Here is a 16,775-nt window from a genome sequence, read left to right on the forward strand (position 1 = left end):
GTTTGCGCTAACACAACTGTCAGCACCGTCCAGGGATGGCAGGAACATCGCATGAGCAAGCAGTTCAGCTCTACAGGCCAGCACAAGGTGGAGCGCGCCAGGTCATTCCAACGCTTCGTGCGCGACCGGCGCGGCAGTACGGCGCTAGAGTTCGCGCTGCTTGCCATGCCGTTCGCGCTCCTCGTGTTCGCCATCCTCGAAAGCTGCATCTCGTTTGCCAGCCAGGAGGTGATGGCCAACATCACCGACGATGTCGCGCGCCGGCTGCGCACCGGCCAGTTGAAGGCCGCCGACGTCGCCGGAGACAATTTGAAGAACATGATCTGCGACAAGCTGGAAATCATCGTTTCCCAGGATTGTCCCAATCAGTTGAGCGTCGATCTTCGCCAATACACGACATTCGCCGACGCGGCCCTGGCCGGCTTCAGGATTCAGGCCGGTGACATCAAGTTGACGAACAGCGGCGCCGATGTGCCCTTTACCGTCACGGCGGGTGCGGCGGAATCAAGGAACATGCTGCGGGTCTTTTACAAATGGCCCATCATGACCGATTTGATGGCGCAGTCGATGGGAGGCAACAAGACCCTGCATTTCGCTTCGGTGACCTGGCAGAACGAGCCGTTCGACAATTGAGACCATCACGGAAGCAACAACAAGAAAAAAGGCAATGAGTATGATGCGTGCGGGGGCACATCTGGGAATTGCAGGGCTCTGGGGCAAATCGGTCCGGTTCTGGTCCAATCGCCGCGGCGTCGCGGCGGTCGAGTTCGCGCTTATCGCGCCTATCCTGCTGGTCATGTATTTCATGACCATGGAGGCTTCGCAGGCCATAGAGACGAGCAAGAAGGTCAGCCGCGTCGGCAGCATGGTCGCCGATCTCGTGACGCAACAGCCGACCATCGTCAAGGCGGACCTCGATGCCATCATGAAGATCGGCAGCGTAACCCTTCAACCATACAACCGCTCGACGCCGAACATCACCATCACCGCAATACAGGTCACCACCGATACGCCGCCCAAGGTGAACGTGGTGTGGTCACGCAAGGTGGTCAATGGCGTCTACAGTATCGCCACCGCCCTGCCCGCGACCACCACGGTTCCGACAACCCTCAAGGTCGCCGGGACCTTCCTGATCCGCGTGGAAAGCAATCTGAACTATACGCCGATCATCGGCTGGACGACGGACAGCCAGCAGAAGCTTGGAATGACCCCATCTCTCACAACGACGATCCCGATGGGCGAAACCTATTATCTGCGCCCCCGCAGGAGCGCCACGATTCCTTGCAGCGACTGCTGAAAACCTTATCGCCGACCGCCATCGACCGACACCAGGCGCACGATGGCTTCCGCCGTCGCATAATCCTTTGAAGCCACGGGCATGAAGCCGCCGGTATGCTTCGATTCCAGAAGATCGTAGACATCCGGCGTCGTCGACTTGAGGTTGGTGAGAAACACGGTCAGCCGACGCTTGGCTTCCGGATCGAGATCGCTGCGCACTGCATGGGGACCGTATCTCAGCAGAGCCGACATCCACACCACCTGAAGGGCCGACGCCGAAAGGCCTGATGCCTCGAGCCTTGCCTGCGTGCCCCCGGCCGCTCGCGGCTGTCCGTCGGCCGCTGCCTTCACCCAGCCGAACATGGCGTCGGCTTGGCCGTCGACGAGCATGGTTTCGGCCGCCGACGCCGAGGGGGCATGGACAAGGAACGGTGCATCTTCGGCGATCTCGACGTGTTCGGCGGCTAACCCCGCCAAGGGCAGAAGCGAACCGCCGACGCTGTCCGGCGGCGGCATGGCGATCCGGTGGGTCGCCATGCCAGCCAGGCCGGACAGTTTGCCATCCCTGGTCACCAGCACCGAGCGGATGCCGGCCGCACCGTCGGAATCGACGGGAGCCACGAGCGGCTCGATGCATCCGCAGCGTTGCAGCGCCGTGGCGTAGGCGGTCGCCGAATAGATGGCGTATTCGATCCGCGCATTGGCCTGTCCCTCCATCAGTGCCGCATAATCGCGGGCAACGACGAATTCGACCTTCATGCCGAGTGCATTGGTAAAGGCTTGCGTCAACACCGCCAGCCCCGGAACGGTGTTGCCGGCGCCGGGCTCGGCGACGATGCCGATGCGAAATGTGCCGATATCGTCGCGCCAATCCGCCCATGCCGGTCCACACCAGAACGCGACGTTCACAGCCATGAGGGCAATCCATGCCTCGAGCGCCGCCTTCATGACAGAACCGCCTTTGCCCTTTGTTCCGTCCATGGACATGCCCAACTCGTCGCGACACCTGATCTTTCGTGCCTGTATCTCGTTATCCCAAAACCGCTGCGCACTTTCGGACGACATGGATTCCTACTTGTCCATGTCGTTATCCCAAAACCGCTGCGCACTTTTGGGCGACATGGACTTGACTATCGCGCCAAGCCGTTGCCGTTTGGTTTCCGAATTGCCAAGGCCGCCGTGGAACCCTATGTCTGGGCGTCCACACTGGCAACAAACGACCCGATGGCGCGTGCTTTTCTCTTTGTCCTGGATTCCTTCGGCATCGGCGGCGCGGCCGACGCCGAAAGCTATGGCGACGCCGGCGCCAACACGCTGGCGCACATCGCCGAAGCTTGCGCGGAAGGGCGCGCGGATCGCGAAGGGCTCCGTCAGGGACCATTGTTCGTTCCCCATATGGCATCGCTGGGACTTGGCAAGGCAGCCGAGACGGCGACAGGACTGGGTTTTACGCATTTCGGGACGGACCTGCTCGCCAATGCCTTCCATGGCGCGGCGCAAGAGATTTCGACAGGCAAGGACACGCCCTCCGGCCACTGGGAGATCGCAGGCCTGCCGGTGCGCTTCGACTGGGGCTATTTCCCCGACACGGTTCCCGCGTTTCCGGCCGACCTGACCGAGGCGATCATCCGCGAGGGCAACGTGCCCGGCATCCTCGGCAATTGCCATGCTCCAGGAACCGAGATCATCGAGCGCTTCGGCGAGGAACACATCCGCACCGGCAAGCCGATTTGCTACACGTCGGTCGATTCCGTCCTGCAGATCGCCGCGCATGAGACCCATTTCGGTCTGGAGCGGCTCTATGAATTCTGCCAGGTGGTGCGCCGGCTGGTCGACCCGCTGAGGATCGGACGGGTGATCGCACGTCCGTTCGTCGGCGAGACATCAGCCACCTTCGAGCGGACGTACAACCGCCGCGACTACGCCGTGCCGCCACCCGAGCCGACATTGCTCGACCGGGTGACGGCGCGCGGCAGCCGCGTCATCGCCGTCGGCAAGATCGGCGACATCTTCGCTCATCGCGGGATCTCGCAAGTCCGCAAGGCTGCGGGCAACATGGCCATGTTCGACCAGGCGCTGCTCGCCATGGACGAGGCCGGCGACGGCGACCTCGTCTTCGCCAATTTCGTCGATTTCGATACCGAATTCGGCCATCGCCGCGACGTCGCCGGTTATGCCGCCGCGCTCGAGGCCTTCGACCGGAGGCTTCCGGAGGCATTTGCGAAGCTGAAGCAAGGCGACCTTCTCATCCTGACCGCCGATCATGGCAACGATCCGACCTGGCGCGGCACCGATCATACGCGCGAACGCATTCCGGTCATCGGCACTGGACCTGGCCTCAAAGGCGGCGACATAGGGCTTAGGGCGACATTCGCCGATATCGGCGAGACGGTTGCCGAACATCTCGCGCTGAGGCGCGGCCGCAACGGCATATCCTTCCATGCCTCGATTGGCGGCCATGCCTGAACTACCCGAAGTCGAAACGGTCCGGCGCGGTCTGCAGCCGGTCCTGGAAGGTGCCCATCTGGCCAAGGTCGAGATGAGACGGCCCGATCTGCGCTTCCCCTTCCCCGATCGGTTTTCGGAGCGGCTGACCGGCAGGACGATCACGGCGCTTGGGCGGCGGGCCAAATACCTGACCATGCATATTCAGGGCGGTCCGGTGCTGATCTGCCATCTCGGCATGTCCGGCTCCTTTCGCATCGAGACCGGCGACGACGGCGAGACACCGGGCGTGTTCCACCATGAACGCTCGAAGAGCGCGGCGCACGATCATGTCGTGTTCCATGTCGTTTCCGCGGCCGGCGGGCGGTCACGTGTGATCTTCAACGACCCGCGCCGCTTCGGTTTCATGCTGTTTGGTGAAGAGCCGCCGGAGACGCATCCGATGCTCGCCGGACTGGGCGTTGAACCCACCGGCAATGCGCTGGACGGCGTTCTGCTTGCCTCGTTGCTGAAAGGCCGCAGGTCGCCGCTCAAGGCAGCGCTTCTCGACCAGAGGCTGATCGCCGGTCTAGGCAATATATATGTCTCGGAGGCACTCTGGCGCGCCGGCCTGTCACCGCTGCGCGAGGCGGGCACCATCGCCAGGCCGGGCAAGAAGGCCAGGGAACAAAGCGAACGCCTCGCCGAGGCGATCCGCTCGGTCGTTTCAGATGCCATCGCGGCAGGCGGTTCTTCGCTGCGCGACTACATGCACACCGATGGATCGCTGGGTTATTTCCAGCATTCCTTCGCCGTCTACGACCGCGAAGGCGAGCCTTGCCCCAAGCCCGGCTGCGGCGGCCATGTCGAACGGATCGTGCAGAGCGGGCGCTCGACCTTCTATTGCCGGACGTGTCAGACGTGAGCTAGACCGGTGTCGAGCAAGGAGGAACAGCCAATGGCCTATGAGACGATCATCATCGAGAGGCGCGGCAAGGTCGGGCTGATCACGCTGAACCGGCCAAAGGCGCTCAATGCGTTGAATTCCCAGATTCTTGCCGAACTCGTCGCAGCCGTGAACGTTTTCTGCGCCGATCCTGGCATCGGCGCCATGGTCGTTACCGGTTCCGACAAGGCCTTTGCCGCCGGTGCCGACATCAAGGAAATGCAGGCAATCTCCTATGCGGATGCCTACAGCCAGGACTTCTTCGTCGGCTGGGAAGAGTTCACGCGGGCGCGAAAGCCGATCATCGCGGCGGTGGCCGGTTATGCGCTCGGTGGCGGCTGCGAACTTGCCATGATGTGCGATTTCATCATTGCCGCCGACACGGCGAAATTCGGCCAGCCCGAGATCACGCTCGGTGTCATTCCCGGCATGGGTGGGTCGCAACGCCTGACCCGGTTCGTCGGCAAATCGAAGGCGATGGACATGTGCCTGACCGGACGGATGATGGATTCCTCCGAGGCCGAACGTTCGGGCCTCGTGTCGCGGGTCGTCCCGGCCGGCGAGCTGGTCGAGGAGGCGGTCAAGGCGGCGGCCAAAATCGCCGATTTCTCGCTGCCGTCGGTGATGATGGCCAAGGAAGCCGTCAACCGCGCCTATGAGACGACACTTGCCGAGGGATTGCGCTTCGAACGCCGCCTTTTCCATTCGCTTTTCGCGCTCGAAGACCAGAAGGAAGGCATGGCGGCGTTCGCCGAAAAACGGAAGCCGAATTTCACCAACCGGTAGGGCATTGCGGGCCAGCGACCGAAACCCGTGGCATCGGCCAAAAAGAACGCCAGGCGGCGTTGACGCGCCGGAAAAGCTGAACTATAAGCCGCATCAACCGAGGCGGCCCCGTGGCTGCCCGTTTGTTTTTTGCGCCCTGCGGCACGCCGCGTGCGCCGACCAGATCAGAAGAGAGGCATCATGGCCAACACATCCTCGGCCAAAAAGGCAACGCGCAAGATCGCTCGCCGCGCAGCGATCAACAAGAACCGCCGCTCGCGCGTCCGCACCTACGTCCGCCAGGTCGAGGAGGCACTCGCCTCGGGCGACAAGGCTGCCGCACAGGCCGCCTTCAAGGCAGCCGAGCCGGAATTGATGCGCGCCGCGACCAAGGGCGTGATCCACAAGAACACGGCCTCACGCAAGGTGTCGCGTCTCGCCCAGCGCCTCAAGGTGCTGTCGGCCTGACATCGCCTTCTCAGGACGATCTTCTTCGAACCCGGCCGATCGTGCCGGGTTTTTTCGTTTGCCGGCAAGTACTTAAAAAGAATAGCCGAAAACAGCTGCAAATGCAGATTCAACAGTTTGAAATGGTTTGCCGGCACATTCATGCCCACTGATGATCGATACGCATGAAAAGCGTCGACTTAAAAAACCATGCCCTGCAGAAATAGCTGCAGCTTTTCAAATGGTTAGCGACAGTCATCCACAACTTGTCCACAACGCGCAGAAGGGACGGGAGGACAACCGGCTGTCAAGAGAATTATTTCAGAAAATTTCACGCCGGCCCGGCTTTTTCATATTCGTCGGAAAAGGGTTTGAATCACAATGGCTTTGTCAAAATACGCCACTGCGGCATGGCGCTCCGACGCGCCCGAGGTAACCAGATTCCTTAAAAATCCGTTAGACGTGGCCTTGCCCTATCCACAGCGATTTCGGTAATGTCGATCTATCGAAAGGGACGGGCCTCTGGCCCTAACCCAGCCTGACGCGGCAAGCTTAAATTGGCGGGATTTGCGACGCGGATCAAGTCCGCGGACGGGTATGGTTTGCTCTTTTTCGATACGGTAGGGGACTGGCGTAACTAGACATGGCAGGTAGACGGCGCGCCGGCGCTCTTTCGCCGGACGGTGTCGTATTGCCCTGACATACCCAACGCGGACTGGCTTCCATGGGCCGGCACCGGTTCCCTTGGATGGTGGGCGACGTTCATTGCCGGCGGCGGCAACGGGCATCGTAGCGAAGACACGGTCGCTGGAAAAAGATGCAGGAGGCGCATCGCCGGCGAAAAACAGGTACAGAAAGGCAAGGAACTCGATCATGCAGAGCGGCATCGAAAGGGAGCTTACGGGCGACCTCCCATTTCCTGGAACTTTGGTCGGAGCAAACGAGATGGCGGTCTCCAGCGACGCGGAACAGAAGTTCGACCGGGTCAAGGCCCAGTTGAAGGCGCGCCTGGGAACCGAAGTCTATTCAAGCTGGTTCGGCCGCATGAAGGTCGCGGAAGCTTCCAAGGGCATTGTCCGCATCTCCGTGCCCACCGCGTTCCTGCGCTCGTGGATCAACGGCCACTATCACGATCTCATTTCCGAGCTGTGGAAGCACGAGGATCCCGAGCTTCTCAAGATCGAAATCGTCGTGCGCACCGCGACCCGTCAGGGGCGCAGCCAGCCCGAACCGGAATTGGCGCCGGCGCGCAAGATGACGCGGCAGACGCAGACGGCGCTGGCCGCCGGCACCGTCAGCCCAGGCAGGGTCGAGCGGTCTCCCGTGCCGCGTCCGGGTGCGCCGGTCGAGAGCGAGTTCCGCCACAATGTGCTGGGGTCACCGCTTGATCCGCGTTACACGTTCGGCTCCTTCATCGAAGGGCCCTCGAACCGCGTGGCTTTCGCCGCCGCCAAGGCCGTGGCGGAATCTCAATCGAGCGCGGTGCGCTTCAATCCGCTTTTCCTGCATGCCACCGTCGGGCTCGGCAAGACACATCTCTTGCAGGCCATCGCCGCGGAATCGCTGAAGCAGAATCCGAAGTCGCGCGTCGTCTATCTCACCGCCGAGTATTTCATGTGGCGCTTCGCCACCGCGATCCGCGACAACAACGCATTGACGCTCAAGGAGCAGCTGCGCGACATCGACCTCCTGATCATCGACGACATGCAGTTCCTACAGGGCAAGTCGATCCAGCACGAATTCTGCCATCTGATCAACATGCTGCTCGACAGCGCCAAGCAGGTCGTCGTCGCGGCCGACCGGCCACCGTCGGAGCTGGAATCGCTCGAACCACGGGTCCGTTCGCGCCTCAATGGCGGCGTCGCGCTCGAAATGTCGGCACCCGATTTCGCCATGCGGCTCGGCATGCTCAAACTGCGCCTGGCCACAGCCAGGGTCGACGATGCGTCGCTCGACATTTCCGAAGAGATCCTCAACCACGTTGCCCGCACCGTGACAGGCAGCGGACGTGAACTGGAAGGCGCCTTCAACCAGCTCTTGTTTCGCCAGTCGTTCGAGCCGCAGATCACCATCGACCGCATCGACGAGATCCTCGGCCACATCTATCGCACGGGCGAACCGAAGCGGGTCCGCATCGAGGACATCCAGCGCATCGTGGCGCGCCACTACAACGTCTCGAAGACGGAACTCTTGTCCAACCGGCGCACGCGCACCATCGTCAAGCCACGACAGGTCGCCATGTACCTGTCGAAGGTGATGACGCCGCGCTCGCTGCCGGAGATCGGGCGGCGCTTCGGCGGCCGCGACCACACGACGGTGCTGCACGCCGTGCGCAAGATCGAGGACCTTTCCGGCGCCGACAACACACTGGCACAGGAACTGGAATTGCTGAGAAGGCTGATCAACGACCAGGCCTGACCGGCCAGAAACGGCCCGCTTGCAGGGTTGACCAGCTTTATCCCCAGAAAGCCCGCGTAACCGGCCCGAACCGGTGGCGCGGGCTTGCGTTCACTGGTTTTTTCCTGTCAGTTTGCGTAGATTCTGAAGCCTGTTCAGACCTTTTGCGGGGCGCCGTCAGCCGGAGACCCGTTCATTCATTCAAGCGAGCCTGTTTCGTCATGCGTGTTATCCTGGAACGGTCAAATCTCCTGAAGTCGCTCAACCACGTGCACCGCGTGGTCGAACGGCGCAACACCATACCGATCCTGTCCAACGTGCTGCTCAGCGCCGAAGGCGCCAGCCTCGAAATGAAGGCCACCGACCTCGACCTGGAGGTGACGGAAGCGACGCCGGCCAAAGTCGAGCGCGGCGGCGCGACGACGGTGCCCGCGCACCTGCTCTACGACATCGTGCGCAAGCTTTCCGACGGCGCCGAGGTGATGCTGAAGACGGATGAGGACGGCAACGCCATGACGGTGACGTCGGGCCGCTCGAGCTTCCGCCTGCAGTGCCTGCCGCAATCCGACTTTCCCGAGCTTTCGGCCGGATCCTTCTCGCATATCTTCCGTCTCGACTCGGTGGCGCTAAAGGGCCTGATCGAGAAGACGCAGTTCGCCATCTCCACCGAGGAGACGCGCTACTATCTCAACGGCATCTACCTGCACACGCATGAAGTCGGCGGCAAGCTGAAGCTGCGCTCGGTGGCGACCGACGGCCATCGCCTGGCGCGTGCCGAGATCGACGCGCCGGCTGGCTCCGAGGGCATGCCTGGCATCATCATTCCGCGCAAGACGGTGAGCGAACTGCAGAAGCTGGTCGACGATCCGGATGTCGCCGTGACCACCGAACTGTCCGACACCAAGATCCGCTTCACCATCGGCAGCGTCGTCCTGACCTCGAAGCTGATCGACGGCACCTTCCCGGACTATCAGCGGGTCATTCCGACCGGCAACGACAAGAAGCTGATCCTCGACCGCCAGAGCTTCGCGGCCGCGGTCGACCGCGTCTCGACCATCTCTTCCGAACGCGGCCGCGCTGTGAAGCTTTCGATCAGCGAAGGCCAGGTGACGCTTGCCGTCAACAATCCGGATTCGGGCAGCGCAACGGAAGAACTGGCGGCCGACTATTCGTCCGACCCGATCGAGATCGGATTCAACGCGAAATATCTGCTCGATGTCGCCGCGCAGCTGACCGGCACGGAAGCCAAATTCATGCTCGCCGATGCGGGTTCGCCAACGCTGATCCACGACATGGCCGACGAGACCGCGCTTTACGTGCTGATGCCGATGCGGGTATAGCCGGCGCGGCGTCGCCCGACGATACGACCGGCGGCGGGCATTGGTTGCGGTGACGTCTACAGGTGGATAGCGGTTGCCGGCACAAACCCACATAAGTAAGCTTACGCTTACCAATTTTCGCAATTATGCGACCCTGGCGATAGATGTTGCTCCAGGCGCCGTGGTCTTTTCCGGCGACAATGGTGCCGGCAAGACCAATCTCCTCGAAGCGATCTCCTTTTTGACGCCGGGGCGCGGCTTGCGCCGCGCGCCTTACGGGGATGTCGCACGCGAGGGTGGCGATGGCGGTTTTGCCCTGCATGCCCGGCTCGACGGACCTGACGGCGAGGTCGAGATCGGCACGGGCATCTCCGGGGGCGACACGGCGGAGAGCGGCAGGCGGGTGCGTATAAACGGAGCCGCCGCGCGGGCCGAGGACATGCTGGAATGGCTGCGGGTCGTGTGGCTGACGCCAGCGATGGATTCGTTGTTCACCGGACCAGCCGCGGATCGCCGGCGGTTTCTCGACCGGCTGGTGCTGGCGATCGATCCCGGACACGGCCAGCGTGCGCTCGACTACGAGAAGGCGATGCGTGGCCGTAACCGTTTGCTGACGGAAGGCTCACGCGATATCGGCTGGTTCGAGGCGATAGAGACACAGATGGCGGAGACCGGCGTGGCGATCGCCGCGGCGCGCTCCGAGATGGTGCGGCTGCTGGCCGCCATGATCGGCAGGCTGCCCGACACGGGGCCGTTTCCGCAGGCCGATATCGGCCTTTCGGGTGACCTGGAGGCCGACATTGCCGGTGCACCGGCGGTCGATGTCGAGGAGCGGTTCCACCGGGCGCTTGCCGATGGCCGAGACCGTGACCGCGCCGCCGGACGTACCCTCGAAGGCCCGCACCGCTCAGACCTCATGGTCCGGCACCGGCCCAAGGCGATGCCGGCCGAACTCTGCTCGACCGGCGAACAAAAGGCGCTGCTGGTCGGCATCGTGCTGTCGCATGCGCGGCTGACCGGCGAAATGTCCGGCCTGACGCCGATCCTGCTGCTCGATGAGATCGCGGCGCACCTCGATGGCGGTCGGCGCGCGGCGCTGTTTTCGATCCTGGAGGACCTGAACTGCCAGGCTTTCATGACGGGAACCGATGCGGCGCTGTTTTCCAGCCTGCATGGCCGCGCGCAGTTCCTCACGGTCGACCATGGCACGGTTGGGCCAACCGAAGACCCCTGACAAGGTTTTTCGTCCGCTATATGGTCCCGATATGACCACTGCGCTGACCGCCGACGAGATCGAACGCTATGCCCGCCACATCGTGCTGCCGGAGGTCGGCGGCGCGGGCCAGCAGAAGCTCAAGCAGGCGCGGGTCCTGGTGATCGGCGCCGGCGGGCTCGGTGCGCCGGTGCTTGAATATCTCGCCGCGGCCGGTGTCGGCACGCTCGGCATTGTCGACGACGACACAGTTTCGCTCTCCAACCTGCAACGCCAGGTCATCCATGGCACCGATACGATCGGCATGCTGAAAACCCAGAGCGCCGGGGCGGCGATCACCCGCATCAATCCCAACATATCAGTCGAAACGCACACATTCCGGCTGACCGCGGAGAACGCCCCCGCCCTCGTCGCCAAGTACGACATCGTCGTCGATGGGTCCGACAATTTCGAGACGCGTTATGTGGTGGCCGATGCATGCGCGGCCGAAGGGAAACCGCTGGTGCATGCAGCCGTCGGACGTTTCGACGGCTCGGTGACCGTGCTGAAGCCTTTCGAAAGCGGCAGCGACGGCAAGCCGAACCCAAGCTATCGGGATCTGTTTCCCGAAGCACCGCCGCCGGGCCTGGTGCCGTCCTGTGCCGAGGCCGGGGTGCTGGGCGCATTGACCGGGGTCATCGGCACGCTGCAAGCGATGGAGGCGATCAAGCTGATCACCGGCATAGGCGAGCCGCTGATCGGCCGGCTGCTGCTCTATGATGCGCTGGCCGCGCGCTTCGAGACTATCCGCTACAAGAGACGCTGACCTTGGAACAATGCCGTGTTTCGATCACGCGGATCCCGGCCGATTTCGGCCGCTGGGGCGATGTGCTTGCCCTCATCATGCGTGCCTTCGCCTTCATGGACGGCATCATCGACCCGCCGTCGTCGGCTCACCTGCTCACAGTCGATGCGCTGCGCGCCAAGGCCCTGCGGGAGACAGGCTTTCTGGCACTCGACGGCGACAGGATCGTCGGCTGCGTTTTTGCTCTCGAAAGGGCTGACGGTTTTTATGTCGGCAAGCTCGCCGTCACCCCGAACCGCCAGGGCCAAGGCATTGGCCGGCGGCTGATGCAAGCGGCCGAGGATCTGGCCCGCAGCCATGGCAAGGCGGCCATCGAGCTCGAGACGAGGATCGAGCTCACCGCCAACCATGCCGCCTTTGCCCGGCTCGGCTTTCACGAGACCGAACGGACGGCGCATGAGGGCTATGACAGGCCGACCTCCATCACCATGCGCAAAACGATCTCGTAAACGGCGAGCCGAGCCCTGGAAGGTTTCAGGTTCTGAGCGGCAGCACGCGGTCCGGCGGGCGATGGCCGTCGACGAAGGCGCGGATGTTGATGATGACCTTCTCGCCCATGTCGATACGGCCCTCGAGCGTGGCCGAGCCCATATGTGGCAGAAGCACGACCTTGTTCCTGGCGGCGAGCTTCAAGAGCTTGCCGTTCAGGGCCGGCTCGTGTTCGTAGACGTCGAGGCCGGCACCGGCGATCTTGCCGTCCTGGATCAGCTTGACCAGCGCTTCTTCATCGATGATGTCGCCGCGGGCGGTGTTGACGATATAAGCGGTGGGCTGCAGCAGCGCCAGCCGCCGTGCCGACAGAAGATGGAAGGTCGCCGGCGTCGACGGACAATTGACCGAGATGATGTCCATGCGGGCGAGCATCTGGTCGAGACTTTCCCAATAGGTCGCCTCCAGACCGTCCTCGACCGCCGGCAGCACGCGGTGGCGGTTATGGTAGTGGATGGACAGGCCAAAAGCCTTGGCCCGCCGGGCAACGGCCGTGCCGATGCGGCCCATGCCGACAATGCCGAGCCGCTTGCCCCAGATGCGCCGGCCAAGCATCCAGGTCGGCGACCAGCCGGCCCATTTCTTGTCGCCGGTAAGCACGCTGGCGCCTTCGGCCAACCGGCGCGGCACCGCAAGCATCAGCGCCATGGTCATGTCGGCGGTATCTTCGGTGAGCACATTGGGCGTGTTGGTGACCGTGATGCCTCTCTTGGCCGCCGCCGCCACGTCGATCTTGTCGACGCCGTTGCCGAAATTGGCGATTAGCTTGAGGTTGTCGCCGGCCTGGGCGATCAGCGCGGCATCGATCTGGTCGGTCACGGTCGGTACCAGCACGTCGGCTTCCTTGACCGCTGCGACCAGTTCCGGCTGCGTCATCGGCCTGTCCTTGACATTCAGCCTTGCGTCGAACAGTTCGCGCATGCGGGTCTCGACCGGGTCGGGCAGCTTTCGCGTGATGACCACGAGAGGCTTCTTTTTGCCTGGCATTGTTTCCCTCGTTGAGACCTCTTTAACCAAGACCGGCGAAACTGAAAGCTGGTCGCGGCAGCCGATTTACCCATGTAACAAGCGGTGCCGCCGAAGACAAAGAAAAAGGGGTGCCGCAACCGTCGGGCCGGCGCCGAAAGGAACGAAAGTGTCTGGTTTCGCGTCGCTTCGCCTGGCCTTCAGCGCAGCATTTCTCGGCGCTTTCCTCTATTCTCCGCTTGCCGGCGCGCAGAGCGCGGCCGCCCCTGCCCAGAGCGCCATCACGCTCGGACCGAGCGGCCTGCCGCTGCCGCGATTCGTCAGCCTGAAATCCGGCCGCGTCAACTCGCGCGTCGGCCCCGGCGCCAACTATTCGGTCGACTGGATGTATATGAAGGCTGGCCTGCCGATGGAAATCATCCAGGAGTTCGACACGTGGCGGCGTGTGCGCGACGCCGATGGCTCGGAAGGATGGATCAACCAGTCGCTGCTGTCGGGCCGGCGCACGGCGATCATCGCGCCCTGGCAGCGCGGCAAGGGCGGCCAGGTCAATCTTCTGAAAGGTCCCGACAAGGATGCAAGGGTGGTGGCGATCGTCGAACCCGGCGTGATGGGCACGATCAAGTCCTGCGACGGCCAGTGGTGCGAAATGACGCTCGACGGCCACACCGGCTGGCTTGCCCAGTCGGTCGTCTGGGGTGCTTATCCGGGCGAGCGGGTCAAGGACTGAACGTTTCGCGTTTGCGCCCGATAGCGCCAAGATGGGTATCCTGAAACCCTGTCGACAGCTTCAAGCCGTAGCCGAGTGCACGGTCGATCGCGATATGGGCGATCCATATCAGTGCGATGGCGCTGCCGACCGCACTGCCGGCGAGATGCCCGGCAAGCAGCAGAAGCACCGGTACGAGCAGGGTGTGCAAGGCGTTGTAGGCAATGGCTCCGAGGCGCGGGCCCGCCAGATAGAAGACCATCGACAGGTCCGGCGCCAGGATGAGCAACGCGAAGAGCCACCAGGAGACGCCTGTCGCGCCATAGAAGACGATTGCGGCAACCGCCACGACGGCCCATTCGAGCCGGACTATCCAATCGAGGGACTTCATCCCAGACGGATTATTCCGGCCAGACGGATTATTCCGGCCAGGCCGATTATTCCGGCCCGGCTGATTGTTCCAGCATAGCCAATTATTTCGGCCTCGCCGGTCATTCCGGACGCTTGGGACGGAGCCTCACCACGATATCGACATTGGCTATTTCCATACCCTCGGGCGGGTCCGGCAGATTGGAGACCGTTACCGGACCGTTGGCGATGTCGAAAATCCTGTTTTCGCCTTCGATATAGAAATGATGGTGGTCGGAGGTGTTGGTGTCGAAATAGGTCTTGGAACCTTCGACGGCGAGGATACGCAGCAGCCCCGCCTGGGTAAACTGGTGAAGCGCGTTGTAGACGGTGGCCAGCGACACCGGCACGCCGGCGGCCTGCGCCTCCTCGTGCAGTTCCTCAGCCGACAAATGGCGGTCGCCCTTGGCGAAAAGCAGGTCGGCCAGCGCGATACGCTGACGCGTCGGCCTCAGGCCGGCTTCACGTACCCGCTTGTCCACAGCGACATTTTCCTTCCGGCAGCCCCGGTCCATCTGGTCTTCCAAGCTCACAGTCCCGCTTCAAGACACGCCCAGAATGGCAAAAAAATGAATGTCTGCCGAAACCGGACCCCTGTTGACATATATTCTGTCGCCCGAATGCGATCAATAGCGCGCATTGACCCGGGCAGACTGGCGGGTTAAGCGCAAACGCCGGTTTCCGGCCTGAAACAGATTGTGTTAGGACACCAACGACAAGGGCGCGCTACCGCCCGGACGATATGGGGAAGAAATTGATGGCGGGTTCGAAATCCAGCTACGACTACGAAGAATTGCTGGCCTGCGCCCGCGGCGAGCTGTTCGGAGAGGGCAATGCCCAGTTGCCCTACCCGCCGATGCTGATGTTCGACCGTATCACCGAGGTCAGCGAGACCGGCGGCGCCTTCGACAAGGGTTTCATTCGCGCGGAATTCGATATCAAGCCCGACCTGTGGTTCTTTGCCTGCCATTTCATCGGCAATCCGATCATGCCAGGGTGCCTCGGCCTGGACGCCCTGTGGCAATTGACGGGCTTTTATCTCGGCTGGCTAGGCGAACCCGGCAAGGGAATGGCGCTGTCGACCGGAGAGGTCAAGTTCAAGGGCATGGTCACGCCGTCGGTCAAGAAGGTCGAGTATGGCGTGGATTTCAAGCGTGTGATGCGCGGCCGGCTGGTGCTCGGCATCGCCGATGGCTGGATGAAGGCGGATGGCGAGCCCATATATGCGGCGACAGACCTGAAGGTCGGCCTGTCGAAGCAGTCGGCGGTCGCTTGACCGCAGCCCTGGCCCGCCCATTGGCCAGTATCCCTGGAAGGAGTTGCGAATGAGACGTGTCGTAGTCACAGGCCTCGGCATCGTGTCGTCGATCGGCAACAATGCCAACGAGGTGCAGACCTCGCTGCATGACGCCAGATCCGGCATCAGCTTTTCCGATTCCTTTGCCGAGCATGGCTTCCGCTGCCAAGTCTGGGGCGCGCCGACGCTCGACCCTACCGCCATGATCGACCGCCGCGCGATGCGCTTCCTGAGCCAGGGCGCGGCCTGGAATCACGTCGCCATGGACCAGGCGATCGCGGACGCCGGCCTTGACGAAAGCGACATCACCAACGAGCGCACCGGCATCGTCATGGGTTCGGGCGGCCCCTCCACCCGCACCATCGTCGAGGCGGCCGAAACCACGCTCAAGAACGGCAGCCCCAAGCGCATCGGTCCCTTCGCGGTGCCGAAGGCTATGTCGTCGACCGCGTCGGCGACGCTGGCCACATGGTTCAAGATCCATGGCGTCAACTATTCGATCTCGTCGGCCTGCTCGACCTCGGCGCATTGCATCGGCAACGGCTACGAGTTGATCCAATGGGGCAAGCAGGACATAGTCTTTGCCGGCGGCCACGAGGATCTCGATTGGACAATGTCGGACCTGTTCGATGCCATGGGCGCCATGTCGTCGAAGTTCAACGACAGGGCCTCGACCGCATCGCGCGCCTATGACGCCAATCGCGACGGCTTCGTCATTGCCGGCGGCGCCGGCGTGCTGGTGCTGGAAGAGCTGGAGCATGCCAAGGCGCGCGGCGCCAAGATCTACGCCGAGATCGTCGGCTATGGCGCGACCTCGGACGGCTACGACATGGTGGCGCCCTCGGGCGAAGGCGCGGTCCGGTGCATGCGCCAGGCGCTGGCGACGGTCTCCACGCCGGTCGACTACATCAACACCCACGGCACCTCGACGCCGGTCGGGGATTCCAAGGAAATGGGCGCGATCCGTGAAGTGTTCGGCGAGAAGATGCCGTTCATCACGTCGACGAAGTCGCTGACCGGCCATTCGCTGGGCGCGGCTGGCGTGCAGGAATCCATCTATTCGATCCTGATGATGCAAGGCGGCTTCATCGGCGAAAGCGCCCATATCGAGACGCTCGATCCGGAATTCGAGGGGATGCCGATCGTGCGCAAGCGCATCGACAACGCAGGGATCGACACTGTCCTGTCGAATTCCTTCGGTTTCGGCGGCACCAACGCAACGCTCGTTTTCCAGCGCTATTCCGCATAGGGCCAAGTTTTTTATACAAGGATT

The 16,775-nt window shown here is 62.8% G+C and carries 18 protein-coding genes; 14 read left to right on the forward strand and 4 right to left on the reverse strand.

The window, feature by feature from the left end:
* The first annotated feature begins 51 nt into the window (after positions 1–51).
* Both LB543_RS03635 and LB543_RS03640 read left to right on the forward strand, forming a co-directional pair.
* The gene (locus tag LB543_RS03635; protein ID WP_224594054.1) at positions 52–633 is read left to right on the forward strand and encodes a TadE/TadG family type IV pilus assembly protein; all 582 of its coding nucleotides are present in this window, start codon (positions 52–54) and stop codon (positions 631–633) included.
* 40 nt (positions 634–673) lie between these two features.
* Positions 674–1,297 carry a TadE/TadG family type IV pilus assembly protein gene (locus tag LB543_RS03640; protein WP_224613134.1) on the forward strand — a complete coding sequence of 208 codons (624 nt, stop codon included), beginning with the start codon at positions 674–676 and terminating at the stop codon, positions 1,295–1,297.
* A gap of 5 nt (positions 1,298–1,302) precedes the next feature.
* On the opposite strand, the gene LB543_RS03645 is transcribed toward LB543_RS03640, so the two are convergent.
* Complete coding sequence (locus LB543_RS03645) at positions 1,303–2,226, reverse strand: phosphate/phosphite/phosphonate ABC transporter substrate-binding protein (RefSeq protein WP_224613135.1); 924 nt, start codon at positions 2,224–2,226, stop codon at positions 1,303–1,305.
* Between the two features lie 276 nt (positions 2,227–2,502).
* Here LB543_RS03645 and LB543_RS03650 point away from each other — a divergent pair, with 276 nt between their 5' ends.
* The 9 genes from LB543_RS03650 to LB543_RS03690 all read left to right on the forward strand — a co-directional run bounded on the left by LB543_RS03650 (position 2,503) and on the right by LB543_RS03690 (position 12,082).
* Entirely contained in the window at positions 2,503–3,744 is a 1,242-nt protein-coding gene (locus LB543_RS03650; RefSeq protein WP_224613082.1) for a phosphopentomutase, read from the forward strand.
* Positions 3,737–4,627, forward strand: a complete 891-nt coding sequence (gene mutM / locus LB543_RS03655; protein ID WP_224613083.1) for a bifunctional DNA-formamidopyrimidine glycosylase/DNA-(apurinic or apyrimidinic site) lyase — start codon at positions 3,737–3,739, stop codon at positions 4,625–4,627. Before LB543_RS03650 ends, mutM begins: the two co-directional genes overlap by 8 nt.
* A 33-nt stretch (positions 4,628–4,660) precedes the next feature.
* Complete coding sequence (locus LB543_RS03660) at positions 4,661–5,434, forward strand: enoyl-CoA hydratase (protein ID WP_224613084.1); 774 nt, start codon at positions 4,661–4,663, stop codon at positions 5,432–5,434.
* 180 nt (positions 5,435–5,614) lie between these two features.
* Positions 5,615–5,881, forward strand: coding sequence for a 30S ribosomal protein S20 (gene rpsT / locus LB543_RS03665; RefSeq protein ID WP_027026587.1), 267 nt, complete (start codon positions 5,615–5,617; stop codon positions 5,879–5,881).
* Positions 5,882–6,733: 852 nt separating this feature from the next.
* Positions 6,734–8,278: a chromosomal replication initiator protein DnaA gene (dnaA, locus tag LB543_RS03670; RefSeq protein WP_140757865.1), complete on the forward strand. Its 1,545-nt coding sequence runs from the start codon at positions 6,734–6,736 to the stop codon at positions 8,276–8,278.
* A gap of 200 nt (positions 8,279–8,478) precedes the next feature.
* The gene (gene dnaN, locus LB543_RS03675; protein WP_010913340.1) at positions 8,479–9,597 is read left to right on the forward strand and encodes a DNA polymerase III subunit beta; all 1,119 of its coding nucleotides are present in this window, start codon (positions 8,479–8,481) and stop codon (positions 9,595–9,597) included.
* Positions 9,598–9,670: 73 nt separating this feature from the next.
* Positions 9,671–10,810 (forward strand): DNA replication/repair protein RecF, encoded by a 1,140-nt coding sequence (gene recF / locus LB543_RS03680; protein ID WP_224613085.1) that lies wholly within the window; start codon positions 9,671–9,673, stop codon positions 10,808–10,810.
* Positions 10,811–10,841: 31 nt separating this feature from the next.
* On the forward strand, positions 10,842–11,594 hold the full coding sequence (locus tag LB543_RS03685) for a molybdopterin-synthase adenylyltransferase MoeB (protein WP_224613086.1): 753 nt from the start codon (positions 10,842–10,844) through the stop codon (positions 11,592–11,594).
* A gap of 2 nt (positions 11,595–11,596) precedes the next feature.
* Complete coding sequence (locus LB543_RS03690) at positions 11,597–12,082, forward strand: GNAT family N-acetyltransferase (protein WP_224613087.1); 486 nt, start codon at positions 11,597–11,599, stop codon at positions 12,080–12,082.
* A gap of 25 nt (positions 12,083–12,107) precedes the next feature.
* On the opposite strand, the gene LB543_RS03695 is transcribed toward LB543_RS03690, so the two are convergent.
* Entirely contained in the window at positions 12,108–13,109 is a 1,002-nt protein-coding gene (locus tag LB543_RS03695) for a 2-hydroxyacid dehydrogenase (protein ID WP_224613088.1), read from the reverse strand.
* 148 nt (positions 13,110–13,257) lie between these two features.
* Between LB543_RS03695 and LB543_RS03700 the strand changes: the two genes are divergently transcribed.
* On the forward strand, positions 13,258–13,818 hold the full coding sequence (locus tag LB543_RS03700; protein WP_140757870.1) for an SH3 domain-containing protein: 561 nt from the start codon (positions 13,258–13,260) through the stop codon (positions 13,816–13,818).
* Here the strand turns inward: LB543_RS03700 and LB543_RS03705 are convergent.
* Positions 13,808–14,188, reverse strand: a complete 381-nt coding sequence (locus LB543_RS03705) for a DUF4260 domain-containing protein (protein WP_224613089.1) — start codon at positions 14,186–14,188, stop codon at positions 13,808–13,810. The genes LB543_RS03700 and LB543_RS03705 overlap by 11 nt on opposite strands.
* 100 nt (positions 14,189–14,288) lie before the next feature.
* Positions 14,289–14,720: an iron response transcriptional regulator IrrA gene (gene irrA / locus LB543_RS03710; RefSeq protein ID WP_181178441.1), complete on the reverse strand. Its 432-nt coding sequence runs from the start codon at positions 14,718–14,720 to the stop codon at positions 14,289–14,291.
* A gap of 242 nt (positions 14,721–14,962) precedes the next feature.
* Between irrA and fabA the strand changes: the two genes are divergently transcribed.
* Both fabA and fabB read left to right on the forward strand, forming a co-directional pair.
* On the forward strand, positions 14,963–15,481 hold the full coding sequence (fabA, locus tag LB543_RS03715; protein WP_127276870.1) for a 3-hydroxyacyl-[acyl-carrier-protein] dehydratase FabA: 519 nt from the start codon (positions 14,963–14,965) through the stop codon (positions 15,479–15,481).
* A 49-nt stretch (positions 15,482–15,530) separates the two neighbouring features.
* Positions 15,531–16,751 (forward strand): beta-ketoacyl-ACP synthase I, encoded by a 1,221-nt coding sequence (gene fabB / locus LB543_RS03720; protein ID WP_140757873.1) that lies wholly within the window; start codon positions 15,531–15,533, stop codon positions 16,749–16,751.
* Positions 16,752–16,775 lie beyond the last annotated feature (24 nt).

The organism is Mesorhizobium sp. ESP7-2 (assembly GCF_020164715.1).
Lineage (GTDB): Bacteria > Pseudomonadota > Alphaproteobacteria > Rhizobiales > Rhizobiaceae > Mesorhizobium.